The sequence below is a fragment of the Kitasatospora sp. NPDC056327 genome, assembly GCF_042261735.1.
Lineage (GTDB): Bacteria > Actinomycetota > Actinomycetes > Streptomycetales > Streptomycetaceae > Kitasatospora.
The window spans coordinates 1-24,935 of sequence record NZ_JBHJRC010000109.1 but is presented as its reverse complement, the minus strand read 5'-3'; the positions used below and the strand labels follow the sequence as shown (position 1 = coordinate 24,935).

The window sequence follows — 24,935 nt, the reverse complement described above, 5'->3', positions numbered from 1 at the left end:
ACCCCGGAGGGGGTCGGGAAAGGGGCGCTCGGCCGACGGCTACGGACTAGTTGTCGCCGTCCTCGTCGATCAGGAAGCCCCGCATCGGGGCCGGCGCCTGCTGCATCGGCTGCGGCGGCTGCGGACGCACGGCCGCCATCGGCTGCGTCATCCCGGCCGGCTGCATCTGCGGCGCGCCCGGGGCACCCGGCCCGGACTGCCCGCCGAAGCCCGGTGCACCGGAGTTCCCGCCGAAGGAGCTCTGCCCGCCGAAGGAGGGCTGGTTCCCGCCGAAGGCCGGCTGGCTGCCGCCGAAGCTCGGCGACGGGCTGCTCATCGCGCTCGCCCCGGCCGGAGCCATCGACGACGCGGCCGGCGGCAGCGAGGCGGTGGCCGGGATCCGCGGCGGCGCGAGCGAGTCGTCCGCCTGGGACTCCAGCTGACGCAGCTGGGTCTCCAGGTAGGACTTCAGGCGCGTCCGGTACTCACGCTCGAACGCCCGCAGGTCCTCGACCTTGCGCTCCAGCGTGGCGCGGGCGGACTCCAGCGAGCCCATCGCGACGCGGTGCTTCTCCTGGGCGTCCCGCTCCAGCGCGTCGGCCTTGGCGCGGGCGTCGCGCTCCAGACCCTCGGCCCGGCTGCGCGCCTCGCCGACGATCTTGTTGGCCTCGGAGCGCGCCTCGGAGATCGCCTGGTCGGCGGTCTGCTGGGCGAGCGCCAGCACCCGGGCGGCGCTGTCGCCACCGGGGTTCGGCTGCTGCTGCATCGGGGCGCCGAGCGGGCCGCCCATCTGCTGCTGCGGCGGGCCGCCCATGGGGCCGCCCATCTGCTGCATCTGCTGCTGGCCCATGCCCTGGCCCATGGGGTTGCCCATGCCCTGCGGGCCGCCGGGGCCGCCCATCGGCTGGAGCATCTGACCGCCCATCGGCTGGACCAGCTGCTGCTGGCCGCCCATGGTCTGGCCCATCTGCTGCTGCGGGCCGCCGGGGCCGCCCATCGGACCGCCCTGGCCGGCGGGGAGCTGCGGGGCGCCGGACGGCAGGCCGAGCGGCTGGTTGCCCATCTGCTGCTGCGGGCCGGGGCCCATCTGCTGCTGCTGGGGACCGCCCGGGCCCATCTGCTGCTGGGGGCCGGGGCCGCCCTGCTGGCCGGGAACCGGCGGGCCGGATATGGCGGCCGGCACCGGGGCGCCGGGACGCGAGTCCTGCGGCGGCTCCTTGCGCATGTTGGCCTGGTTCTGCGCGGCGGCCCGGGTCGCGGCGGCCAGCTTGGCGCGCAGGTCCTCGTTCTCGCGGAGGAGACGGGTCAGCTCCGCCTCGACCTCGTCGAGGAAGGCATCGACCTCGTCCTCGTCATAGCCTTCGCGCAGGCGGACGGTCGTGAACTGCTTGTTCCGAACGTCCTCGGGGGTCAATGGCATCTCTTCACCTCAACGTGATCGTCGGCACACCGGCATCCTGTCGCATCGCTCACCTACGACTAGGGCCGCACAAGCGAGATCAGGACATACACAATGATCATCAGTACGAAGAAGGACAGGTCGAGCGCCACGCCCCCGAGACGCAGCGGCGGAATGAACCGCCGCAGAAGCTTGAGCGGCGGATCCGTGACAGTGTACGTGGCCTCCAGGACCAGAACCATGGCCTTGCCGGGCCGCCACGAACGCGCGAACTGGAAGACCCAGTCCATCACCAGCCGCACCAGCAGGAACACCAGGAAGACGGTCAGTGCGTAGTAGAGCACTGCCCACACGATCTCCATCGCGCTTCCCTCTCCCCTGTTCCCGGCCCCGCGGGGGCCGCTCACCTGTCACTAACTCACTGTCGATCAGATCCACACGTAAAGTCGTGGCCGGGTCAGCTCTGGTTGAAGAACCCACCCTCGGCGATCCGAGCCTTGTCCTCCGCCGTGACGTCGACGTTAGCAGGCGACAGGAGGAACACCTTCTGCGTCACGCGCTCGATACTGCCGTGCAGACCGAAGACCAGTCCAGCCGCGAAGTCTACGAGTCGCTTGGCGTCGGTGTCGTCCATCTCCGTGAGATTCATGATCACGGGGGTACCGCCGCGGAACTGTTCCCCGATGGTACGGGCCTCGTTGTAGGTCCTCGGGTGCAGCGTGGTGATGCGGTAGGGCTCTCGTTCGTTCACTACCTTGGGCATGATCACCGGGGCGCTCTTCTCCAGGTTGTGGCGGCGTTCGGGTGTGATGGACGACACTGGGGCCATCCTCGGCGTCTCCTGGCGGATCGGGACCGCGGCCGGCACCGGCTGCGGGGTGATCGAGGAGACCGGGGCGGGGCTCGCGGCGGCCGGCCGCGGAATGTCCTCGGTCCGTCCGGTCCGGATCGGCTCGGGGTCCGCGTCGTAGTCGTCGTCGGGGTCGTACCCCTGACCGTCGTACGTCTCGTCCTCCACGAGGCCGAGGTAGACCGCCATCTTGCGCATTGCGCCGGCCATGCTCCTGTCTCCTCCGCTTGTGGTGGACCGGCTCCGTCCCGGCGGCCGGGCCGTTCGGCCCCGCCTGCGGATTCCGCGGTCCGCCCACGACGCTTCGTCAGGCCGACGGCCGGTTCGGAGTTCGTGGATGAGGGCCGCGGAGCTGCGATCCACGGTTGGCTAGCGCTCAGATAAGCTGCTAGCTTCTGTCCTATTTTGTCCTGCAGTCTGATCTACTACCCGGTGACGTTACCCGAGGGGTGACCGCACTCCGAGTACCGCCGTTCCGACGCGCACATGTGTCGCTCCGGCGGCAACGGCCTGCTCAAGGTCACCGCTCATCCCTGCCGAGACCATGGTGGCAGCCGGATGGGCCGTCCGTACTGCGGTTGCGATTTCCGCCAGCCGATCGAAGGCCGCGGCCGGGTCGCCGGCCAGCGGTCCCGCCAGCGGAGCGACCGTCATCACACCGTCCAGGCGCAGCCCGGGCGTGTCGGCGATCGCGTCGGTCAGCGCCGCGACGTCCGCCGGGGCGACGCCGGCGCGGTGCTCGCCCTCGCCGTGCTCCTTGTCCAGGGCGATCTGCACCAGGCAGCCGAGGTCGGGGCGCCCGGCCTTGCGCACCGCGGCGCCCAGCGACTCCACCAGCCGGGGCCGGTCCACCGAGTGGACGTGGTCGGCGTACCGGATCACCGAGCGGACCTTGTTGGTCTGCAGCTGGCCGACGAAGTGCCAGGTCAGCGGAAGGTTTCTGCACTGCTCCGCCTTGGGCGCGGCGTCCTGGTCGCGGTTCTCCGCGACGTCGGTGACGCCCAGACCGGCCAGCAGCGCGGTGTCCTCGGCGGGGTAGGTCTTGGTGACCACGATCAGCCGGACCTCGTCGCGCGCCCGGCCGGCCGCGGCGCAGGCGTCGGCGATCCGGCGCTCGACGACCTCCAGGGCGGTGCCCAGCTCCTCGTAGCGGGCGCGCTGGGCCTCCGTCAGAGCGGCCGCCCATTCCTTGTCCGGAAACCGACCGGAACCGCCCGGGAACGGTCCGTAGATGTCATTCGTCATCAGTCTTCAGAGCCCAACCAGACATAGCTCGCGAGCCGGCCTGTGCGCTGCTCGCGGCGATAGGAGTAGTGATCGGCGGATTCGAGGGTGCACACCGATGATCGCACCAACTCGGTGACCCCCGCAGCGGCCAGCTGGGCCGCCACTCCCGCCGGCACGTCCAGGGCCGGGGTTCCCCAGGAGGTCTCCGCCCAGGCGGCGGGCACCCGCCCGGCGACCTCCGCGCGCAGCTGCGCGGGCACCTCGTAGCAGCGGCCGCAGACCGCGGGGCCGGTGGCGGCGGTGATCCGCCCGGGCTCGGCACCGAGTTCCACCATCGCGGCGACGGCCGCCGGGACCACACCGGCGGCGAGGCCGGGCCGTCCGGCGTGGGCGGCGCCGACCACCCCCGCGACCGGGTCGGCCAGCAGCACCGGGGTGCAGTCCGCGGTGAGCACCGCGAGCGCCAGCGGCCGGTCGGTGACCACCGCGTCGACGGTCGGGGCCTCGCCGTCCGGCTGGCGCGCCGTCACCACGGCCACGTCCGCGCCGTGCACCTGGTTCATCCAGACCACGCCGGCCGGGTCGAGGCCGAGCTCGCGGGCCGCGATCGCCCGGTTCTCCCGGACCGCCACCGGGTCGTCCCCCACCGCGCCACCGAGGTTCAGCGCCCCGTACGGCGAAGTGCTCACCCCGCCCCACCGGGTGGTGAAGGCGAAGTGAGCACTGTCGCGGACCGCGCGGTCGATCACTTAAGGAAATCCGGGACGTCGAGTTCCTCGGCCGGGCTCTCCACGAACGGCTGACGGACCGGCTGCACCTGCGGCGGCACCGGGGCGGCGGTCGTGGTGGCGGGGGCGTCGGACGGACGGGCCGGGGCGGCGTCGCCGTCCGGACGGGAGGTCACCGAGCCGATGCCGCCGTACGAGGGCCGGCCGGACGGACGCTCGGGAGCGCCGCCCGAGGAGGCCGGCGGGTTGGCCGGGGCCGCGCTCGCCTTGACCACCGGCTCGCGGACGATGGCCGGCGGCTGGCCGCCGTCGAAGCCCGCCGCGATGACGGTGACCCGGACCTCGTCGCCCAGGGCGTCGTCGATGACGGCGCCGAAGATGATGTTGGCCTCGGGGTGCGCCGCCTCGCTGACCAGCTGGGCGGACTCGTTGATCTCGAACAGGCCGAGGTCGGAGCCGCCGGAGATGGAGAGCAGCACGCCGCGGGCGCCGTCGATCGAGGCCTCCAGCAGCGGGGAGGAGATCGCCATCACGGCGGCGGCCTTGGCGCGGTCCTCGCCGCGGGCCGAACCGATGCCCATGAGCGCCGAACCGGCGTCCGACATGACGGACTTGACGTCGGCGAAGTCGAGGTTGATCAGGCCCGGGGTGGTGATCAGGTCGGTGATGCCCTGGACACCGGAGAGCAGCACCTGGTCGGCGGAGCGGAACGCGTCCAGCACGCTGACCTGGCGGTCCGAGATGGACAGCAGCCGGTCGTTGGGGATCACGATGAGGGTGTCGACCTCTTCGCGCAGGGCGGCGATGCCGTCCTCGGCCTGGTTGGCGCGGCGCCGGCCCTCGAAGGTGAACGGGCGGGTGACCACGCCGATGGTGAGCGCGCCCAGCGAGCGGGCGATGTTGGCGACCACCGGCGCGCCGCCCGTGCCGGTGCCACCGCCCTCGCCGGCGGTCACGAAGACCATGTCGGCCCCCTTGAGGACCTCCTCGATCTCCTCGCGGTGGTCCTCGGCGGCCTTCCGGCCGACCTCGGGGTTGGCGCCGGCGCCGAGGCCCCGGGTGAGTTCACGGCCCACATCGAGCTTGACGTCGGCGTCGCTCATGAGGAGGGCCTGCGCATCGGTGTTGATCGCGATGAACTCGACGCCCTTGAGACCGACCTCGATCATCCGGTTGATGGCGTTGACACCACCGCCGCCGATACCGACGACCTTGATGACTGCGAGGTAGTTCTGCGGTGCTGCCACGTCGAAGGCCTCTCGCCTCGAATTTCCGGGTCGGCCCGCCACCCCGGTAGGGGCCGAACCGACGGATGTCGATGGGTAGGGAGCCTGGTTTCTGACGTAATGTCCGAAATGCCGACCGCCGACCCCAACCCTAAACTTGACCTTTAGGGTTAGTGCTGTGCCTCTGTCAGATCACCAGGGAACACAGTCTGGTGAGACAGGACACTAGGTGGCTCCGGCTACGCGTTTCAACGAACACGCCGGGCTTCCCTTTTTCTTTTGAGCCTATGTGATCATCGACCGGCGAATGAAACCGGGGTGACCACCAAGGGTCGGGCCGACGCGGAACCGCGTCAAGCCCACCCGTAGCCCGCCGCGCCGTTCCGGCGACGCACTTCGCGTGAACCCCTTGTGCTCCGGAAAACCTACCGGATCATCCGGACACCGCAGGCGCCTCCGGCGCACTGACGTCGAAGTTCGTACCCTTCTGATTCAGCAGTGCCACCAGGACCCGGGATTTTCGATCCGTCTGTTCCGGACTCCCCCAACGCACCGTCACGCCCCCGGCGAGCTGCAGCTGGACGTCGTCGTACGAGTGCACCAGGACCGCGCCGGCCCGCTCCCGGACCTCGGCCGGCAGCCCGGCGGCGACGGCCACCGCGCCCTGCACCAGTTGCGCACGACCGATCACCTGTTCGACGTCGAGGGCCTGCTGGCTGAGCTTCAGCTCCACCACCGGCACCCCGGCCGGGGCGGCCGGCTCGGTGGCGAAGCTCACGCCCCCCGCGTCGACCTGGGTGAACTGCCCGTCCTCGCCCCTGACCGCGGCCACCGCCGTGCGCTGGGTGACCTTCACCCGCAGGGTGTTCGGCCAGCCCCGCCAGATCTCCGCCCCCGCCACCCGGGGGATCGCCTCCACCCGCCGGCGGGCCTCGTCGAGGTCCACCCGGGCCAGCGGACCGGAACCGGTCCCGCCGATCGCCGAGCGGACCTCGTCGGCCGTCAGCCGGTCGTCCCGCATCCCCTGCACCGAGACGGCGCGCACCTCCAGCACGGAGGAGAAGAAGACCAGCCAGGACAGCACCCCGACCACCACCGCGGTCAGGGCCCCCAGCACCGCCGCCCCCCGCCGGGAGAGCCGGAGCCGAGGAGCGTGCTCCTCGGCCTCGAACTCCTCGTCGAGCGGATCGGCGAGCCGGGCGTCAGCCACGGCGGCGGCCGCCCCTGGAGGCCTCGATGGCCTCGTAGACCATGCCGACGAGCAGCTCGTCGGCGTCCCGGCGGCCGAACTCGGCCGCGGCCCGGCTCATGTCCCACAGCCGCTGCGGGTCGGTGAGCACCGGCAGCACGTTCTGCAGCACCCAGTCCGGGGTCAGCTCGGCGTCGTCGACCAGCAGGCCGCCGCCCGCCTTCACCATCGGCTGGGCGTTCAGCCGCTGCTCGCCGTTGCCGATCGGCAGCGGCACGAAGGCGGCGGGCAGACCGACCGCGGCCAGCTCGGCCACCGTCATGGCACCGGCCCGGCAGAGCATCATGTCGGCCGCCGCGTAGGCGAGGTCCATCCGGTCCAGGTACGGCACCGGGCGGTACGGCGGCATCCCGGGGATGTCGTCCACCTGCGGCAGCTCGTTCTTCGGGCCGACCGCGTGCAGGATCTGCACGCCGTACTGCTGGAGCCGGGGGGCGATCGCGGCGATCGTCTCGTTCAGCCGGCGGGCGCCCTGCGAGCCGCCGGTCACCAGCAGGGTGGGCAGCCGCTGGTCGAGGCCGAAGTAGTGCCGGGCCTCCGGGCGGGCCGCGTTGCGGTCCAGGGTCGCGATGGTGCGGCGCAGCGGGATGCCGATGTACCGGGAGTCGCGCAGCTTGCTGTCCGGCGTGGAGACGGCGACGAAGTCGCTGTACCGGGCGCCGATCTTGTTGGCCAGGCCGGGCCGGGCGTTGGCCTCGTGCACCACGATCGGCACACCGGCCCGCTTGGCGGCCAGGTAGGCGGGCATCGCGACGTAGCCGCCGAAGCCGACCACGGCGTCCGCCTTGACCCGCTCGATGATCTCCTGGGCGGCCCGGACGGTGCCGCGCAGCCGGCCGGGGACGGTGATCAGCTCGGGCGTGGGCTTGCGGGGCAGCGGGACGGCCGGGATCAGCTCCAGCTGGTAGCCGCGCTCGGGGACCAGCCGGGTCTCCAGGCCGCGCTCGGTCCCGAGGGCGGTGATCCCGATGGAGGGGTCGTGCCTGCGGAGGGCGTCCGCGAGGGCCATGGCCGGCTCGATGTGACCGGCGGTCCCCCCGCCGGCGAGTACGACATGCACCGAAATTCACCGCTCCCTGCGTGCCGGCCCGGGGACCGGGCGCGCTGTGGTTCGTCGTCGTGGCAGCACCCGGACCAGCTGTTTCCTGATCCGGGAGTTCTTGCTCCGGGCAGCCAGCGCCGCCTTCGCGCCCGAGCTGCTGCGTGCCAGGCAGAGCAGCACCCCGATCGCGGACATGGCCGACAGCATGGCGGAACCGCCGTAGGAGAACAGCGGGAGCGGGACGCCCGCGATGGGCAGCAGTCCCAGCGCCGACCCCAGGTTGATCACGGCCTGCGCCATGATCCAGGTGGTGGCGGCTCCCGCGGCGTACCTGACGAAGGGATCCTTCGTGCCGATGGCCACACGGATACCCGCGTAGCCTAGTGCCGCGAAGAGACCGATCACCGACAGCGTCCCCACCAGACCCAGTTCCTCGCCGGTGGTGGCGAAGATGAAGTCGGTGTGCGCCTCCGGGAGCTGGCCCCACTTCTCCAGGCCGGCGCCCAGTCCGGAGCCCGCCACACCGCCGAGGCTGAACGAGTAGACGCCGTGCAGGGCCTGGAAGCAGGCGCCCGCCGGGTCCAGCTTGGTCACCCCGATGCAGGAGAGCCGCTCGGCACGGTGCGGGACGGTGACCACCAGGGCGGTGCAGACCACCACGGCCACGCCCAGGGTCGCGACGAACAGCCGCAGCGGCGCGCCGACCATCCACAGCAGGCCGAACAGCATCGCGACCAGGATCATCGAGGTGCCCATGTCGCCGCCGAGCATGATCAGCGCGAGCAGCAGCAGGGTGCCGGGCACCAGCGGGACCAGCAGGTGCTTCCACTGGTCGAGGGTGCCGGTCTTCTGCTTGCGGGCCAGCAGGTCGGCGCCCCAGAGCACCAGGGCCAGCTTGGCGAACTCGGACGGCTGGAACTGGAACACGCCGAAATCCAGCCAGTTCCGGTTGCCGTTGACCTCCATGCCGATGCCCGGGATCGCGACCAGCACCATGGCGCCGATCACCGCGAGCATCACCGGGTAGACGATCACCCGCAGCACCGCCACGGGCACCAGCGCGAAGCCGAGCAGCAGGGCGAAGCCGAGCACCGCCGCGAGCAGCTGCTTGTAGAAGTAGAACTGGGGCGAGCGGTGCTGGCCGAGCGCGAGGATCTGCGAGGCCGAGAAGACCATCATCAGCCCGAGCACGACCAGCAGAAGCACCGTGCCGGCGATCAGCAGGTAGGGCGTGAGCGGCCGGTCGAGCTCGTACCGCGCACGGGCCCGGAAGGCCTGCAGCCGGGCCACCGGGCCGGCCGACTTGTAGGCGGTGGTGGTGGCCGAGATCACCCGCAGGGGTTCGGCCGGGCGCCCCTTCTCCGGCACGCCCGAACCACCCGCCCTGCCGCTCCCGGCCACCGCTCCGCTCCCCTGCTCTCGTCTCCCGGGCCGGAGCCCGTCCGTCCCCCCCAGGGCGTGTCCCGCGGACCGCCGCCGGGGCCGTCGGGATCCGCGGGACCACGCCCTAGCGGTCCGCCAGCTCCCGGACGGCCGCGGCGAAGAGGTCGCCGCGCTCGCCGTAGTTGGTGAACATGTCCATCGAGGCGCAGGCCGGGGCCAGCAGCACCGTGTCACCCGTTCGGGCGAGCGACGCGGCCGCGCGGACCACCTCGGTCATCGCCACCGCGCCAGTCTGGCCCCCGGCCGCCTCGATCACCGGGACATCCGGCGCGTGTCGCGCCAGCGCCTCCCGGATCAGCGCGCGGTCCTCGCCGATCAGCACGGCGGCCCGGAGCCGCTCGGCCGAGCCCTGCACCAGGTCGTCGAAGGTCGCGCCCTTGGCCAGGCCGCCGGCCACCCACACGACCGGCCGGTAGGCGGCGAGCGAGGCGGCGGCGGCGTGGGTGTTGGTCGCCTTGGAGTCGTCGACGTAGGTGACGCCGTCCACCACCGCGACCTCGGCGATCCGGTGGGCGTCCGGGCGGAAGGCCCGCAGGCCCTCCCGGACGGCCTTCGGCTCCACGCCGTAGGCGCGGGCCAGCGCGGCGGCGGCGAGCGCGTTGGTGACGTTGTGCGGGGCCGGCGGGTGCACGTCCTCGACGGATCCCAGCTCGGCGGCGTTCTTGGCCCGGTCGGCCACGAACGCGCGGTCCACCAGCAGGCCGTCGACCACGCCGAAGTCCGACGGGCCGGGCGCGCCGAGGCCGAACCCGATCGCCCGGCAGCCCTCCTCGACGTCGGCCTCGCGGACCAGCGCCTCGGTGGCCGGGTCGGCCAGGTTGTACACGCAGGCGACGACGTTGCCCTCGTAGATCCGGCCCTTGTCGGCGGCGTACGCCTCCATCGAGCCGTGCCAGTCGAGGTGGTCGGGCGCCAGGTTGAGCACGGCGGCCGCGTACGGGCGCAGCGAGGGCGCCCAGTGCAGCTGGTAGCTGGAGAGCTCGACGGCGAGCACGTCGTAGGGCTCCTCGGCGAGCACCGCGTCCAGCACCGGGACCCCGACGTTGCCGACGGCGGCGGTGCGCCGGCCGGCGGCGGTGAGGATCGAGGCGAGCATCTGGACGGTGGTGGTCTTGCCGTTGGTGCCGGTGACGGCCAGCCAGGGGGCCGGCTCGCCGGTGGCGGGCAGCGGCCTGCGCAGCCGCCAGGCCAGCTCGACGTCGCCCCAGACCTCCAGGCCGGCCCGGTCGGCGGCGGCGAACAGCGGGCTGTCCGGCGGCCAGCCGGGCGAGGTGACGACCAGCCGGGTGCCCTCGGGCAGGCTGTCGCCGTCGCCGAGGCGGACGGTGACGCCCAGCGCCTCAAGCTCGGCGGCGCGGGCCTCCAGGCCCTTGCCGGTGCCGCCGTCGACGACCGTGACGAGGGCGCCGAGACCGTGCAGCACACGGGCGGCGCTGATGCCGGAGACGCCGAGCCCGGCGACGGCGACCGGGAGCCCGGCCCAGTCGGGGCCGGCCGTGCCGGCGGTCATCCGGTCACCCATCCCGCGTAGAAGAGGCCGAGGCCGACGGCCACGCAGAGGCCCTGGATGATCCAGAACCGGACCACGACCAGGACCTCGCTCCAGCCCTTGAGTTCGAAGTGGTGCTGCAACGGGGCCATCTTGAAGACGCGCTTGCCGGTCATCCGGAACGAGCCGACCTGGATGATCACCGAGAGGGTGATGATCACGAAGAGGCCGCCCAGCAGGACGAGCAGGATCTCGGTGCGCGAGCAGATCGCCAGACCGGCGAGCGCGCCGCCGAGGGCCAGCGAACCGGTGTCGCCCATGAAGATCTTGGCGGGCGAGGTGTTCCACCACAGGAAGCCGAAGCAGGAGCCCATCAGGGCCGCCGCGACCACCGCGAGGTCCAGCGGGTCCCGGACGTCGTAGCAGTTGGAGGTGGCGGAGGCCACGTAGGCACAGCTCTGGCCGTACTCCCAGACGCCGATGAAGGTGTAGGCGCCGAAGGCCATCACCGAGGCGCCCGTGGCCAGACCGTCAAGACCGTCCGTCAGGTTGACGCCGTTGGAGGTCGCGGCGATCAGGAAGTACGCGAAGATGACGAACAGCACCGGCCCGATCGCCCACTCGAAGTCCCGGACGAAGGACAGGTGCTCGGAGGCCGGGCGGCGGCCGGCGTTGTCGGGGAACTGCAGGGCCAGCACCGCGAAGGCGAGGCCGACGATCGACTGGCCGGCCAGCTTCGCCTTGGCCCGCAGGCCGAGCGAGCGGCGCTTGACGACCTTGATGTAGTCGTCGAGGAAGCCCACCAGGCCCAGACCGGTGGTCAGGAACAGCACCAGCAGCCCGGAGGCGGTGGGGCTCTCGCGCGTTATCGCCTTGGTGGCGAAGTAGGCGACCAGGGTCGCCAGGATGAACGCGATGCCGCCCATGGTGGGCGTGCCCTTCTTGCTGTGGTGCGCCTTGGGGCCGTCGTCGCGGATGTACTGGCCGTAGCCCTGCCGGGCGAGCAGCTTGATCAGCGCGGGGGTACCGGCCAGCGACAGGATCAGACCGATCATGCCGGAGAAGAGGATCTGCTTCATTACTCGGCCGCACCGTCCGCGAGGAGCGCCTCGGCCACCTTCTCCAGCCCCACCGAACGGGAGGCCTTCACCAGCACCACATCCCCCGGCCGCAGCTGACTGCGCAGCAGCTCGACCGCCGCGTCCGCGTCGGACACCAGCACCGACTCCTCACCCCACGAACCTTCGTTCCTAGCGCCCAGTTCCATGCAGGCCGCCTCGCGTCCGCCGACCGCCACCAGCTTGGTGACGTCGAGCCGGACGGCGAGCCGCCCGATGGCGTCGTGCTCGGCCAGGCTGTCCTCGCCGAGCTCCCGCATCTCGCCGAGCACCGCCCAGGTGCGGCGGCGCTCCGGGCCGCGCCCCCCCATCGAGATCAGCGCCCGCAGCGCGGCCCGCATCGAGTCGGGGTTCGCGTTGTAGGCGTCGTTGACGACGGTGACACCATCGGCCCGGTCGACGACCTCCATGCGCCAGCGGGACAGCGCACCCGCCTGGCTCAGCGCTTCGGCGGTGTCGTCGACGGACAGTCCGAGCTCCATCGCCACCGCGGCGGCGGCGAGGGCGTTCGAGACGTGGTGCTCACCGTACAGGCGCAGCTGCACGGGTGCGGAACCGGCCGGGGTGCTCAGCGTGAAGGATGGACGTCCGGTGGAGTCCAGGCGAACGTCCCGTGCCCGTACGCCGGCGTCCGGGGACTCGCCGAAGAACACCACCCTCGCCCGGGTGCGCGCGGCCATGGCGCGCACCAGGCGGTCGTCCGCGTTGAGGATCGCCACGCCGTCGGCCGGCAGCGCCTCGACGAGTTCGCCCTTGGCCTCGGCGATCGCCTCCTGGGAGCCGAACTCGCCGACGTGCGCGGTGCCGACGTTGAGCACCAGGCCGATCCGGGGCGGGGTGATCGAGGTCAGGTACTCGATGTCGCCCTTGTGCCGGGCGCCCATTTCGAGCACCAGGTGCCGGGTGGTGTCCTCGACCCGCAGCGCGGTCATCGGGTGGCCGATCTCGTTGTTGAGCGAGCCGGGCGGGTAGACGGTGTCGCCCAGGCGCTGGAGCAGTTGGGCGATCAGGTCCTTGGTGCTGGTCTTGCCGGCCGACCCGGTCAGCGCGACCACGGTGGCGCCGGTCCGGCCGACGACGGCGCGGGCCAGCTTGCCGAGCGCGTCCACCACGCTGTCGACCAGCACGGCGGGCACGCCGACCGGGCGCGAGGCCAGCACCGCGACGGCGCCGGCCCCGACCGCGGTGGCCGCGTAGTCGTGGCCGTCCGCGTGCTCGCCGACGAAGGCCGCGAACAGGCCGCCGGGGCGGACCTTGCGGGAGTCGACCTCGACCGGGGCGGTCACCAGGGCGTCGGGGTCGGCGCCGGCCAGGGTTCCGCCGACTGCGGCGGCCACCTCGGCGAGGGTCAGTGCGATCACGGCTGCTCTACTCCTCCGGTGCCCCGGGCGGCCGTGGTCCGCGCGATGGATTCGCGCAGCACCTCCCGGTCGTCGAAGGGGCGGATCTCGTCTCGTACGTACTGGCCGAGCTCGTGGCCCTTGCCGGCCACCAGCACGGTGTCGCCGGCCTGGGCGCGGGCGACCGCCAGTTCGATCGCCTCCGCGCGGTCGGGCACGACCAGGACGGCGCCGCGGTCGGCCTCGGGCACCGCGGCGGCGCCGTCGAGCATGGTCGCGAGGATCGTCAGCGGGTCCTCGCTGCGCGGGTTGTCGCTGGTCAGCAGAGCGGTGTCGGCCAGCCGGGCGGCGATGCCGCCCATCGGGGCGCGCTTGTGCGGGTCGCGGTCGCCGCCGCAGCCGACCACCACGTGCAGCCGGCCCTTGGTGACCTCGCGGAGCGAGCCGAGGACGGCCTCCAGGGCGTCCGGCTTGTGGGCGTAGTCGACCACGGCGACGTACGGCTGGCCGGCGTCGACCCGCTCCAGCCGGCCGGGCACGCCGGGGACGGCGGCGACTCCGGCCACCGCCTTCTCCAGCGGGAGTCCGGCGGTGGCGAGCAGGACGATCGCGGCGAGCCCGTTGGCGACGTTGAACGGGCCGGGCAGCGGGACGGCGGCGTCCGCCTCGGCGCCGTCGGGGCCGAGCACCCGGAAGGTCGAGCCGACCGGGCCGAGCTGCACGTCCACCGCGCGCCAGTCCGCCCCGGGGGCGCCGGCGGCGGAGAAGGTGACGACCGGGATCTTCGCCTCGGCGGCCAGCCGGCGGCCGTAGGCGTCGTCCGCGTTGACCACTCCGGTGCGGGACTTGCCGGGCTGGAAGAGCCGGGCCTTCGCCTGGAAGTAGTCCTCCATGTCCGGGTGGAAGTCGAGGTGCTCGGGGGTCAGGTTGTTGAACAGCGCGACGTCGTAGACCACGCCGTCGGTGCGGCCGTAGACCAGTGCGTGGCTGGAGACCTCCATGGTGACCGCGTCCGCGCCGCGCTCGCCCATCACCGCGAGGATCGCGTGCAGGTCGGTGGCCTCGGGGGTGGTCCGCTCGCTCTTGATCCGCTCCTCGCCGACCCGCATCTCCACGGTGCCGATCACGCCGGGGAGCCGGCCGGCGCCGCGCAGACCGCCCTCGACCAGGTAGGAGGTGGTGGTCTTGCCGTTGGTGCCGGTGAGTCCGATCATCAGCAGCCGCTCGGACGGCCGGCCGTAGACGGCGGCGGCGAGCTCGCCCATCCGGGCCCGGGGCCGGTCGACGACCAGCAGCGGCAGGCCGGTGCCGGCCGCCTGCTCGGCGCCGGCCGGGTCGGTGAGCACCGCGACCGCGCCGGCCGCGGCGGCCTGCCCGGCGAACGACGCGCCGTGGTGGTTGGCACCCGGGAACGCCACGTAGAGGTCGCCGGGGCGGACCTCGCGGGCGTTGTGGGTGACGCCGGTGACCTCGGGCCCCTCGACGGGGTCGAGGCCCAGCAGACGGGCGACCTCGGCGAGCGGCCGGGCACCGGTCCGGGCGGGACGGGGCGGGCTCACGGTGATTTGATCGGGTTTCGGCACGGCGGAGAGGCTATCCGCCGAAGGGCGTCCAGGGCCAAACCGGCCCTTTTCCGTACCGGCGGCCGCACCCGCCCGGTCGTTGCTCATGGTCGATCACGGCTTCCACTCGACGGGCAGGTTGGGCGCCTCGCTGCCGCTCGGCGGGACCTGGAGGGTCTTGAGGGTGAACTCCATCACCTGCTTGAACACCGGACCGCACAACTGGCCGCCGAAGTGGCCGTTGACCGGGTCCTGGATCACGCAGGAGACGGTGACCCGGGGCTGGTCGGCCGGCGCGAAGCCGATGAAGGAGGCGGTGTACCCGCGGTAGCCGCCGGTCTTCGGGTCGACCCGGTTGGCGGTACCGGTCTTGCCGGCCACCCGGTACCCCGGGATCGCGGCCTTGCCCCCGGTGCCCTGTTCGTCGGAGACGACCGACTCCAGCATCTCGGTGAGGGTCTTCGCGGTCTGCTCGCCGACCACCCGGGACTGCGCGCCCGCCGGGGCCGGGGTGTACTTGCCGTCCGGCGCGGTGGTGCCCTGGACGACGCTCGGCGCGACCCGGACCCCGCCGTTGGCGATGGTCGAGAACACCGAGGTCGCCTGCAGCGCGTTCACCGACAGGCCCTGGCCGAACGGGATGGTGTACTGCTTGGACGCCTTCCAGTCCTCGGGCTTGTCGAGCAGTCCGGCGGTCTCGCCGGGGAAGTCCAGACCGCTCTGCTGGCCGATGCCGAACCTGCGCAGGTAGTCGTGGAGCACCCGGTTGGCCTCGGGCTGGGTGGCGCCGAGGGTCTGGGCGGCCTCGATGGTGCCGATGTTGGAGGACTTGGCGAGCACCCCGGCCAGGGTCAGGTACCAGGTCTCGTGCTCGACGTCGTCCTTGAACGCCACGTCGCCGCGGACCAGCGGGTACGGCACGGTGACCTTGGTGTCCCAGGTGGCCTTGCCGGTGTCCAGCACCGCCGCCATGGTCATCAGCTTGGCGGTGGAGCCGGGCTCGTAGGCGTCCTGCAGCGCGGTGTTGCCGAGCTGCGAGTTCTTGGCGGTGCTCAGGTCGTTCGGGTTGAAGCCGGGCGAGGTGGCCATCGCCAGCACCTGCCCGTTCCGCACGTCCTGGACGATCACGTAGCCCTTCTCCGCCCCGGCGTTGGCCACCTGGTCGGTGATGGCCCGCTGGGCCGCCCACTGGATGTCCCGGTTGATGGTCAGCCGCAGGTCGGTGCCGGGCACGGCGGGCTCCAGCGAGCCGCCGGCGGTGGGCACCAGCCGGCCGCCGGCCTGGGCGTAGCTGCTGTGGCCGTCCTTGCCGGCCAGCTGCTTCTGGTACTGCTGCTCCAGCCCGCCGGCGCCCTCGCCCTCGGCGTTGACGAAGCCGACCAGGTTGGCGGCGAGCCCGTCGGACGGGTAGACGCGCTTCTGGGTGTCCCGGTTGAAGACGCCGGCCAGCGGGTTGACGCACTCGTTGTCGAGCCGGGTGCGGCCGCCCTCCTCGGCGGGCTTGTTCAGCAGCCGCTTCTGGGCCTGGCAGGCGCGCGAGCCGGCCTGCTTCTCCAGGCTGGACTTGAGGTCGCTGACCTGGTTCTTGACGTCCGGGGTCTGCTGGGCGGCCAGCCGCTTGTAGCGGCTCCTGGGCGTGTGCAGGTCCGCGGCGAGCTTCTCCTTGGGCACGCCGAGGATCGGCGCCAGCAGGGCGGCGGCCTGTTCGGGCGCGTCCGGCAGGCCGGTCGCCTCGGGGGTGAACATCGCCGGGTCGGCGGTGATGTCGTAGGCGTCGACGGTGGCGGCGAGCGCGACGCCGTCGGAGGACGTTATCGAACCGCGTTCGGCGGTGATCGGGATGTTCAGGTAGCGGTTGGTGTTGGCGTCGGCGGCCAGCGCGTCGGAGTCCAGCAGCTGGAGCTGGACCAGACGGCCGGCGAAGACCGAGAACACCACCGAGATCGCGATGGTGATCACCCGCAGCCGGCGCCGCGGGTCGGCCAGCCGGATCCCCCGGGAGACGGGGCGGCGCTGCGGCGGGCGGCCCTGCGGGCGCGGCCGGGGAGCCGGCGGACGTCCCTCGGCGCCGCGCGGCCGGGGGCGGCCGGACTGCTCCTTCGGGGCCTGGCCCCGGACGGTCCGGCCCTTGGCGGCCGGCGGCTTGGCGGCCGGCGCCCTGGACTGCCCGGACGGCTGCGCGCCGGCGGGCTGGGCCTTGGCACCGCGGCCCTTGGGGTCGGACGTCCACGGGCTCTGCGCCCTGGGACCGGGCGTCCGCGGGCTCTGCGCCTTCGGCGTGCGGTCCCGGCCGGCGGCCGGCGGCTGACCGCCGGACTGGCCGCGCGGGGCGGCCGGACGCGGCGCGGCGCCCTTGACGGGCCGGCGCCCGCCGGCGCCGCCGGAGGGCTGACGGGGCGTGCTCATCGGACGGCACCCCCGCTCGGCCGCGGCGACTGCTGCGCCGGGCCCGGGTTGACCTGCACGGTGACGTCGCCGCCGGTGGCCGCACCGCTCGGCGCGGCGCCGGTGGCCGCGGCCGGCGGCGGCGGGGCCGCCGGGGTGCCGCCGGCGGTCGGCGGGACGGCCGGCTGGGCGCTCGGCGCGGGCTGCTTCCCGGGCCAGGGTTCCACGGTGGACCGTTTCACCGGCGGGCTGTCCTGGGCCGGCTTGGCCGTGCCGACCACCGCGCCGCCGTTCGGCAGGTCGAGGAAGGCCATCCCGGCGGCCGGCACCATGCCCAGCTCACCGGCCCGGCGGGCCAGCGAGTCCGGTGCGGAGTTCTGGTCGATCAGGTGCTGCAGCCCCTGCTGCTCGTCGGTCAGCACGGTGGTCTGCCGCTTCAGCCGGGACAGTTCGAAGGAGCCCTCGTTGAGCGCCGTGTTCAGCGCCAGCAGCCCGAGCAGCCCGGCCCCGAGCAGCAGCACCACCAGCACCGCGAACGGCGTCCGCCCCCGTACCGGCCGCCCCGGGCGCACGGTGATCCGCGCCCTGCCGCTCTGCCCGGGGAGCACACGGCCCCCCGCCCCGCCTCCGGCCACCGGCCCCACTGTCTTTCCTCCGCCCTTCGGACCGCCCCGGTGCCGGTTCAGCCCCGGGTGCTTCGGTCCCTGATCCTCTCCGCCACCCGCAGCCGCACGGGCGCGGCGCGCCGGTTCTCCTCGATCTCCTCCTCGGTGGCCTGCTCGGCACCGCGGGTGATCAGTTTGAGCCAGGGCTGGTGCTCCTCCGGCACGAAGGGCAGCCCCGGCGGGGCGGTGGTGGTCGCCCCGGCCGCGAAGTACTGCTTGACCAGACGGTCCTCCAGCGACTGGTACGACATCACGACGATCCGTCCACCGAGCGCCAGGACGTCCAGTGCCCCGGGGATCGCCCGGTCCAGGACCTCCAGCTCGCCGTTGACCTCGATCCGCAGCGCCTGGAAGGTCCGCTTGGCCGGGTTCCCGCCGGTGCGGCGGGTGGCGGCCGGGATGGCGTTGCGCACCAGATCGACCAGACGCGCGCTGTTGGTGAACGGTTCCTTCTCCCGCTCCCGGAGGATCACCGAGGCGATCTTGCCGGCGAACCGCTCCTCGCCGTAGAGCTTGAGGATCCGGGCCAGCCGGCCGTGGCTGTAGGTGTTCAGCACCTCCGCCGCGCTGATCCCCCGGGTCTGGTCCATCCGCATGTCCAGCGGGGCGTCCTGGGCGTAGGCGAAGCCGCGGTCGGCCTCGTCCAGCTGCATCGAGGAGACGCCGAGGTCGAACAGGACGCCGTCGATCCGCGGGACCTCCAGGCGCTCCAGCACCTCGGGGATCTCGTCGTAGACGGCGTGCACCAGGGTCGCCCGGTCGCCGAAACGGGCCAGCCGCTCGCCGGAGAGCTTCAGCGCCGCCGGGTCGCGGTCCACCGCGATCAGCCGGACGTCCGGGAACTGGGTGAGCAGGGCCTCGCTGTGACCGCCGAGACCGAGGGTGGCGTCCACCACCACCGCGCCGGGCCGCGAGATCGCCGGGGCCAGCGCGTCCATGCACCGCTGCAGCATCACCGGGACGTGCTTGGGAGCCGGATCGTTGGTGGTCATGCGCTGTGGCGCCCTTCCTCGGTGCGAAGGCCGCCCGAGATCCGGGGAGCCTGCGACCATTCTGTCCCACCGTGCCGCGGAGCCGTCGCACGGGCCGGAGGCGGGACGGGAGCGGAACCGGACCGCGCGGCCCGTGGTCCCCGCCCGCTCCTGGGGAAGGCCGTGGCCGCCCGGCGCCGGGGAAGGTGCGCCAGGTGGTACGGGGAGCGGGTGGAGGCCACGGGCCGCGTCAGCCGTCGCACGGCCGGAAAGGCCCGGTTGACGGGCCCCCGAGGGTGTGCTCCACTGCGCCGCAACTCTATCGCGCACGCCCCGTCAGTCAATGGTCCGCTCCGGCGCACCACCCGGCCGGCGGTACGGATCACCGCAGGTCGCGACGGTGCTCCCGGCACATGCCAGGGGCCTGGCTGGGCCACCCGGACGGCGGACGGGGGGGGGTGGTGCGGACGGGGTGCGGGCGTTGTGGACATGCGCTCGGTCACGCGGGCCCGCTCTGTAGCAATCGGCCCCACCCGGAACAGCCGAATCGCACTAACGTCTTCACCATGACAGTGACACCCGACCGGCCCACGCCGACCGCCGCTGCCGACACCGACCGACCGACCGTCATCGACCGCTTCGTCGCGTCCAACCGCGACTACGCGGTGACCTTCCGCGACGGCGGCATGGACGCCCGCCCCGTCCAGAAGATCGCCGTGGTCGCCTGCATGGACGCCCGGCTCGACCTGTTCGCGGCCCTCGGCCTCGAACTCGGCGACGCCCACGTCATCCGCAACGCGGGCGGCGTCGTCACCGACGACACCATCCGCTCCCTCACCATCAGCCAGCGCGCCCTGGGCACCCGCTCGGTCGCGCTGATCCACCACACCGGCTGCGGCCTGCTCGGCCTCACCGAGGACTTCCGGCGCGAACTGGAGGTCGAGGTCGGCCAGCGTCCGCAGTGGGCCGTCGAGGCCTTCGTCGACCTGGACAGCGATGTCCGGCAGTCGATGCAGCGGGTCCGCACCTCGCCCTTCCTGCCCCACACCGACAACGTGCGCGGTTTCGTGTTCGACGTCCACACCGGGCTGCTGCGCGAGATCCACTGATCCCGCCCGCCCGACCGGCCCGGCCAGCGCCGTCCGGGCCGCCGGGCGTTCCCCACCGCCCACTTCGCGCCAGGCAGTCTTTCCAAGTGGTGACTTCATGCCTCCGCACGGGGGAGAATGCGCCTGCCGGTCTGACCTCGAACCACCTGGGGCGGCCAGCCGCAGGCCGCACTCCGGCACCCGGCTCCCGCACACGGAACCGCTTCCGGAGGGGCCGCGTCCAGCATGGGGTGGGGGCCGGCCTCGGACGGAGCCGGCCGTGGTTGTGCCAGGGAGCGAACGGGTGACGAGCTACAGCGATCAGGCGGGTCTCAACGGTCGTGCGGGGAGCGACCGGGGGGCACCGGGGTACCACCCGGTCGGCCTGCCGGAACTCGCCGCCGTCGTCGACCGCATCAGGGCCAACATCGAGAGCGTGATCGAGGGCAAGCCGGAGGCCGTCCGGATCGCCCTGACCGTCCTGCTGGCCGAGGGTCACCTGCTGCTGGAGGACGTGCCCGGCGTCGGCAAGACCATGCTGGCCAAGGCGCTCGCCCGGTCCGTGGACTGCACCGTGCGGCGCATCCAGTTCACACCGGACCTGCTGCCCTCGGACGTCACCGGCACCAACATCTTCGACCAGCAGCAGCGCGACTTCGAGTTCCGCCCCGGCGCGATCTTCGCGCAGATCGTGGTCGGCGACGAGATCAACCGCGCCTCGCCGAAGACCCAGTCCGCGCTGCTGGAGTCGATGGAGGAGCGCCAGGTCACCATCGACGGCACCAGCTACGAGCTGCCCTCGCCGTTCATGGTGGTCGCCACCCAGAACCCGGTGGAGATGGAGGGCACCTACCCCCTCCCGGAGGCCCAGCGCGACCGCTTCATGGCCCGGATCTCCATGGGCTACCCCAGCCCCGAGGCCGAGTTCGCGATGCTCGACGTGCACGCCGGCGCCAGCCCGCTGGACGACCTGCAGCCGGTCGCGCACGCCGCCGACATCCTCAAGCTGATCGAGCTGGTCCGCACCGTGCACGTCGCCGACCCGGTCCGCCGCTACGCCGTCGACCTGGTCGCCGCCACCCGCACCAGCCACGAGCTGCGCCTCGGCGCCTCGCCCCGCGCCACCCTGCACCTGGTCCGGGCCGCCCGGGCCGCCGCCGCCCTGGACGGCCGCGAGTACGTCACCCCCGACGACATCCAGCGCCTCGCCGTCCCGGTGCTCGCCCACCGGCTGATGCCCACCGCCGAGACCCAGCTCAGCCGGCGCACCTCCGAGCAGATCGTCACCGACCTGGTCGCCCGCCTGCCGCTGCCGCGCCCGCAGGGCGGCACGGCCGTCCGGAGGGGCTGAGGTGGGCCCGTCCGACGGACCGTCGGGCCTGCGGGCCGGCCTGCGCGGCCTCACCACCCGGGGGCGGTCCTTCCTCGCCGCCGGACTGACCGCGGTGGCCTGTTCGTACCTGCTCGGCCAGAACGCCCTGCTGCGCGTCGGCGTGCTGCTCGCCGTCCTGCCGCTGGCGGCCGCACTGCTGCTGGCCAACACCCGCTACCGGGTGGCCAGCGGCCGCCGCCTCAGCCCGCGCCGGGCGGTGGCCGGCCAGGAGGCCCGGGTGCACCTGCGGGTGGACAACGTCTCCCGGGTCCCCACCGGCCTGCTGCTGCTGGAGGACAAGGTCCCCTACGTGCTCGGGCCGCGCCCGCGGTTCGTGCTGGACCGGGTCGAGCCGCGCGGCCACCGCGAGGTCTCCTACCGGGTCCGCTCCGACCTGCGCGGCCGCTACCCGCTCGGCCCGCTCCAGCTGCGGCTGTCCGACCCGTTCGGGATGTGCGAGCTGAACCGGTCGTTCTCGGCCTCCGACGTGCTCACCGTCGTCCCCCAGGTGCTGCCGCTGCCGCACGTGCGGCTCAGCGGCGAGTGGGCCGGGCAGGGCGACAGCCGCACCCGCTCCCTCGCGCTGGCCGGCGACGACGACGTCATCCTGCGCGAGTACCGGGCCGGCGACGACCTGCGCCGGGTGCACTGGAAGTCCACCGCCCGCTACGGCGAGCTGATGGTCCGCCGCGAGGAGCAGCCCCGCAAGGCCCGCGCCACCGTCCTGCTGGACACCCGCGAGATCGGCCACCGGGGCAACGGCCCGGCCTCCTCCTTCGAGTGGGCCGTCGCCTGCGCCGCCTCCGTCGCCGTGCACCTGCTGGAGCGCGGCTACCAGACCCGGCTGCTCACCGACACCGGCCACGCCGTCCCCGGCACCGAGGGCGACTCCGGCCACCACGCCGCCGACGCCTCCGGGGTGATCCTGGACGCGCTCGCGGTCGTCGACCTCTCCGAGGGGGCCGGCCTCTCCCGCGCCGAGGAACCCCTGCGGGCCGGCGGCGAGGGCCTGCTGGTCGCCGTGCTCGGCGAACTCGACGAGGAGCAGACCGCCCGGCTCGCCCGGCTGCGCGGCCGCACCGGCGGCGCCGTCGTCTTCCTGCTCGACACCGACACCTGGGCCGGCCTGCGCCTGCTCGCCCCCGAGACCGGCGGCGAGGAGTTCCGCGACCGGGCCCGCCGGCTGCGGGAGGCCGGCTGGACGGTGCTCACCGTCCGGGCCGGCGACTCCGTCCCGGAGCTGTGGCGGGCCGCCGACCGGACCGAGTCGCCCTCCCCCTACCGAGATGAGGCCGGCGCGTGACCACCCGGGCCAAACTGACCGTCTACTCGGCGCTGGCCACCGCCCTGGCCTCGCTCTGCCTGATCCCGCTGCTGACCACCAAGGGCTGGATCGCGCACGCCGTCCTGGTGGTCGCGGCGGTCGCGGCGGTCGGCGCCGGCCTGCGGCGCACGCCGTTCTACCGGTGGACCGTCCCGGTCGGCCAACTGCTGGTGCTGTTCGTCCTGCTGCTGGTCGGCTTCGCCTCCTCCGGCGCGGTCTTCGGCGGCGTCGTCCCCGGGACCGAGTCGGTCCGCGGCCTCGGACAGGTCCTGGCCCAGGGGTTCAAGGACGTCCAGGACTACGCCATCCCCGCGCCGCCCAGCCCCGGCCTGCGGCTGATCCTGGTCGGCTCGGTCGGGCTGATCGCCGTCGCGGTGGACGCCGTCGCCGTCACCTACCGCCGCTCGGCGCTGGCCGGGCTGCCGCTGCTGGCGCTCTACTCGGTCGGCAACGGCCTGGCCGGCGACGAGGGCAGCTGGCTCTGGTTCGCCACCGCCGCGGCCGGCTACCTGGTGCTGCTCTTCGCCGAGGGCCAGGACCGGGTCTCCCGCTGGGGCCGGGTCTTCCGCGGCGCCGAGCGCGGCGAGGGCGGACCGGGCGCGCTCGGCCAGAACGGCCGCCAGGTCGGCGTCCTCGCCCTGGTGCTCGCCCTGCTGGTGCCGGCGTTCCTGCCGGGCTGGGGCTCCGGCCTGCTGCTCACCGGGTCCGGCACGACCGCCGGCCGGGCGGGCGGCGCGGGGGTCAGCAGCCTCGATCCCATGGTCGCCCTGACCGGGGCGCTCCCCAACCCGCGCAACGTCGAACTGTTCACCTACGTGCTGTCCGGTCCGGGCGCCGAGTCCAGCTATCTGCGCACCGGCGCGCTGGACGCCTTCGACGGCGCCGCCTGGGAGCGCAGGTCGTCCAGCACGATCGCGTTCGGCGGCGCCATGCCCGACCCCGATGGCCTGAAGAACGCCGAGCTGCCCACGCTGACGGGCAACGTCGCCATCAGCAACCAGCTGGACGAGGCCTGGCTGCCGGTGGCCTACCCGGCCAAGTCCGTCGAGCTGCCCGACACCTCCGCCTGGCAGCTCGACCCGGTGACCGCCAGCCTGATCCCCACCAGGAAGAGGGCGATCAAGGGCATCGCGTACGGCTTCACCTCGCTGGACGTCCAGCCCACCGCCACCGACCTGCGCAAGGCCCCCGCGGCGGGCGAGCGGGTCGGCCGGCAGTACCTGGAGGTGCCCGCCCTGCCGCCGGTGGTCGAGAAGACCGCCCTCGACGTGACCCGGAACGCCAAGACCACGTACGACAAGATGGAGGCGCTGCGCGCCTGGTTCACCAACGGGTCCCAGTTCACCTACGACACCACGGTCAAGCCCGACAGCGGCGGCGACGCCATCGCCAGGTTCCTGACCGACCGCCGGGGCTTCTGCGTCCACTTCGCCTCCACCATGGCGGTGATGGCCCGCATGCTGAAGGTCCCGTCCCGGGTCGCGCTCGGCTTCACCCCCGGCGACACCAAGGGCAACAACACCTACACGGTGACCGACGCGATGTACCACGCCTGGCCCGAGCTGTACTTCGAGGGCTACGGCTGGCTGCGCTTCGAGCCCACCCCGGGCCGCGGCGTCCAGCCCGACTACGCCGACCCGGTCTCCGCGCCGGCCACCCAGCCGACCACCGCGCCGGCCCCGCAGCCGCAGGTCACCGCGCCGGTCCAGGTGCCGTCCGCCAACCCGGACTGCGACGCCAAGGCCCGCCGCACCGGCGACTGCGGCGACCGGCGGGACACCGCCACCGGTGCCGGTGACGAGTCCCTGCTGCCCTCCGGCCGGACCCTGGCCGTGCTGGGGGCGGTCCTGCTCCTGCTCGCCCTGCTGCTCACCCCGATGGTCTGGCGCACCCTGCTGCGCCGGCGCCGGCTCGGGGCGGGCGGGCGGCGGCGCCCCGGCGGGCCGGGGCCGGGCGGGCTCACCGACGCCCAGGTGCTGGCCGCCTGGGAGGAGCTGATCGACTCCGCCTGGGACCTCGGCATCCCGCCCGACGACTCGCGCACCCCGCGGGCCGCCGCCCGCCGGATCGCCGAGAGCGCCGAGCTGGACGAGGCCTCGGCCGCGGCGGCCGGCCGGGTGGCGGTGGCCACCGAGCGGGTGCTCTACGCCCGGTCCGCGGAGATCGGCGGACCGCTGGCGGCGGACGTCCGGACGGCCCGCGAGGGGCTGCGGGCCCACGCCGGCCGGCGGGGCCGGATCAGGGCGCTGCTGCTGCCGCCGTCCTCCGCCCAGCTGCGGTGGCGGATCTCGGAGGCGCTGCTGACCGCGCGGCTGGCGGCCCGCTCCCGGACGGCGCGGGCGGCCGGGGCGGTCACCGGACCGGTCCGCCGCCTCCTGACCCGGCGGCGCGACCGCGGCGGACCGGACGGCGGGCACGGCGCCGGGAGGTCCTGACGGCTCCGGGCACGCGGCGGGGGCGGACAGTCTGTCGACCTGA

The 24,935-nt window shown here is 73.5% G+C and carries 20 protein-coding genes; 4 read left to right on the top strand and 16 right to left on the bottom strand.

Going from position 1 to position 24,935, the window contains the following annotated elements; genetic code table 11:
* Positions 1–46 precede the first annotated feature (46 nt).
* From ACFCX4_RS18000 to rsmH, 16 genes are all read right to left on the bottom strand, one after another.
* Positions 47–1,399 (bottom strand): DivIVA domain-containing protein, encoded by a 1,353-nt coding sequence (locus ACFCX4_RS18000; RefSeq protein WP_376143470.1) that lies wholly within the window; start codon positions 1,397–1,399, stop codon positions 47–49.
* A 59-nt stretch (positions 1,400–1,458) separates the two neighbouring features.
* Positions 1,459–1,740: a YggT family protein gene (locus tag ACFCX4_RS17995; RefSeq protein WP_030301231.1), complete on the bottom strand. Its 282-nt coding sequence runs from the start codon at positions 1,738–1,740 to the stop codon at positions 1,459–1,461.
* Positions 1,741–1,835: 95 nt separating this feature from the next.
* A complete protein-coding gene (locus tag ACFCX4_RS17990) occupies positions 1,836–2,438 on the bottom strand; it encodes a cell division protein SepF (RefSeq protein ID WP_376143468.1) in 603 nt (200 codons plus the stop codon).
* A gap of 228 nt (positions 2,439–2,666) precedes the next feature.
* A complete protein-coding gene (locus ACFCX4_RS17985; RefSeq protein ID WP_376143466.1) occupies positions 2,667–3,473 on the bottom strand; it encodes a YggS family pyridoxal phosphate-dependent enzyme in 807 nt (268 codons plus the stop codon).
* Positions 3,473–4,204 carry a peptidoglycan editing factor PgeF gene (gene pgeF, locus ACFCX4_RS17980; protein WP_376143464.1) on the bottom strand — a complete coding sequence of 244 codons (732 nt, stop codon included), beginning with the start codon at positions 4,202–4,204 and terminating at the stop codon, positions 3,473–3,475. The genes ACFCX4_RS17985 and pgeF overlap by 1 nt, the downstream gene beginning before the upstream one ends.
* Positions 4,201–5,430, bottom strand: a complete 1,230-nt coding sequence (gene ftsZ, locus ACFCX4_RS17975; protein ID WP_376143462.1) for a cell division protein FtsZ — start codon at positions 5,428–5,430, stop codon at positions 4,201–4,203. Before ftsZ ends, pgeF begins: the two co-directional genes overlap by 4 nt.
* A gap of 412 nt (positions 5,431–5,842) precedes the next feature.
* A complete protein-coding gene (locus tag ACFCX4_RS17970) occupies positions 5,843–6,619 on the bottom strand; it encodes a cell division protein FtsQ/DivIB (RefSeq protein ID WP_376143461.1) in 777 nt (258 codons plus the stop codon).
* The gene (gene murG, locus ACFCX4_RS17965; protein WP_376143459.1) at positions 6,612–7,718 is read right to left on the bottom strand and encodes an undecaprenyldiphospho-muramoylpentapeptide beta-N-acetylglucosaminyltransferase; all 1,107 of its coding nucleotides are present in this window, start codon (positions 7,716–7,718) and stop codon (positions 6,612–6,614) included. Before murG ends, ACFCX4_RS17970 begins: the two co-directional genes overlap by 8 nt.
* A gap of 6 nt (positions 7,719–7,724) precedes the next feature.
* Positions 7,725–9,038 carry a putative lipid II flippase FtsW gene (gene ftsW / locus ACFCX4_RS17960; RefSeq protein ID WP_376143472.1) on the bottom strand — a complete coding sequence of 438 codons (1,314 nt, stop codon included), beginning with the start codon at positions 9,036–9,038 and terminating at the stop codon, positions 7,725–7,727.
* Positions 9,039–9,207: 169 nt separating this feature from the next.
* Positions 9,208–10,653 carry a UDP-N-acetylmuramoyl-L-alanine--D-glutamate ligase gene (murD, locus tag ACFCX4_RS17955; RefSeq protein WP_376143457.1) on the bottom strand — a complete coding sequence of 482 codons (1,446 nt, stop codon included), beginning with the start codon at positions 10,651–10,653 and terminating at the stop codon, positions 9,208–9,210.
* Entirely contained in the window at positions 10,650–11,711 is a 1,062-nt protein-coding gene (gene mraY, locus ACFCX4_RS17950) for a phospho-N-acetylmuramoyl-pentapeptide-transferase (protein ID WP_376084060.1), read from the bottom strand. The genes murD and mraY overlap by 4 nt, the downstream gene beginning before the upstream one ends.
* Entirely contained in the window at positions 11,711–13,111 is a 1,401-nt protein-coding gene (gene murF / locus ACFCX4_RS17945) for a UDP-N-acetylmuramoyl-tripeptide--D-alanyl-D-alanine ligase (RefSeq protein WP_376143455.1), read from the bottom strand. The genes mraY and murF overlap by 1 nt, the downstream gene beginning before the upstream one ends.
* Complete coding sequence (locus ACFCX4_RS17940; RefSeq protein WP_376143453.1) at positions 13,108–14,760, bottom strand: UDP-N-acetylmuramoyl-L-alanyl-D-glutamate--2,6-diaminopimelate ligase; 1,653 nt, start codon at positions 14,758–14,760, stop codon at positions 13,108–13,110. Before ACFCX4_RS17940 ends, murF begins: the two co-directional genes overlap by 4 nt.
* A 6-nt stretch (positions 14,761–14,766) precedes the next feature.
* Entirely contained in the window at positions 14,767–17,058 is a 2,292-nt protein-coding gene (locus ACFCX4_RS17935; protein WP_376143451.1) for a penicillin-binding transpeptidase domain-containing protein, read from the bottom strand.
* Positions 17,055–17,645, bottom strand: coding sequence for a cell division protein FtsL (locus ACFCX4_RS17930; RefSeq protein WP_376143450.1), 591 nt, complete (start codon positions 17,643–17,645; stop codon positions 17,055–17,057). Before ACFCX4_RS17930 ends, ACFCX4_RS17935 begins: the two co-directional genes overlap by 4 nt.
* Before the next feature lie 74 nt (positions 17,646–17,719).
* A complete protein-coding gene (gene rsmH, locus ACFCX4_RS17925; protein WP_376143448.1) occupies positions 17,720–18,694 on the bottom strand; it encodes a 16S rRNA (cytosine(1402)-N(4))-methyltransferase RsmH in 975 nt (324 codons plus the stop codon).
* 545 nt (positions 18,695–19,239) lie between these two features.
* Here rsmH and ACFCX4_RS17920 point away from each other — a divergent pair.
* The 4 genes from ACFCX4_RS17920 (at position 19,240) to ACFCX4_RS17905 (ending at position 24,892) form a co-directional block, all read left to right on the top strand.
* Entirely contained in the window at positions 19,240–19,782 is a 543-nt protein-coding gene (locus tag ACFCX4_RS17920; RefSeq protein ID WP_376143446.1) for a beta-class carbonic anhydrase, read from the top strand.
* A gap of 283 nt (positions 19,783–20,065) precedes the next feature.
* Positions 20,066–21,112, top strand: coding sequence for an AAA family ATPase (locus ACFCX4_RS17915; RefSeq protein ID WP_376143444.1), 1,047 nt, complete (start codon positions 20,066–20,068; stop codon positions 21,110–21,112).
* 1 nt (position 21,113) lies between these two features.
* A complete protein-coding gene (locus ACFCX4_RS17910) occupies positions 21,114–22,436 on the top strand; it encodes a DUF58 domain-containing protein (protein WP_376143442.1) in 1,323 nt (440 codons plus the stop codon).
* Entirely contained in the window at positions 22,433–24,892 is a 2,460-nt protein-coding gene (locus ACFCX4_RS17905; protein WP_376143440.1) for a transglutaminaseTgpA domain-containing protein, read from the top strand. Before ACFCX4_RS17910 ends, ACFCX4_RS17905 begins: the two co-directional genes overlap by 4 nt.
* The last annotated feature ends 43 nt before the right edge of the window (positions 24,893–24,935 follow it).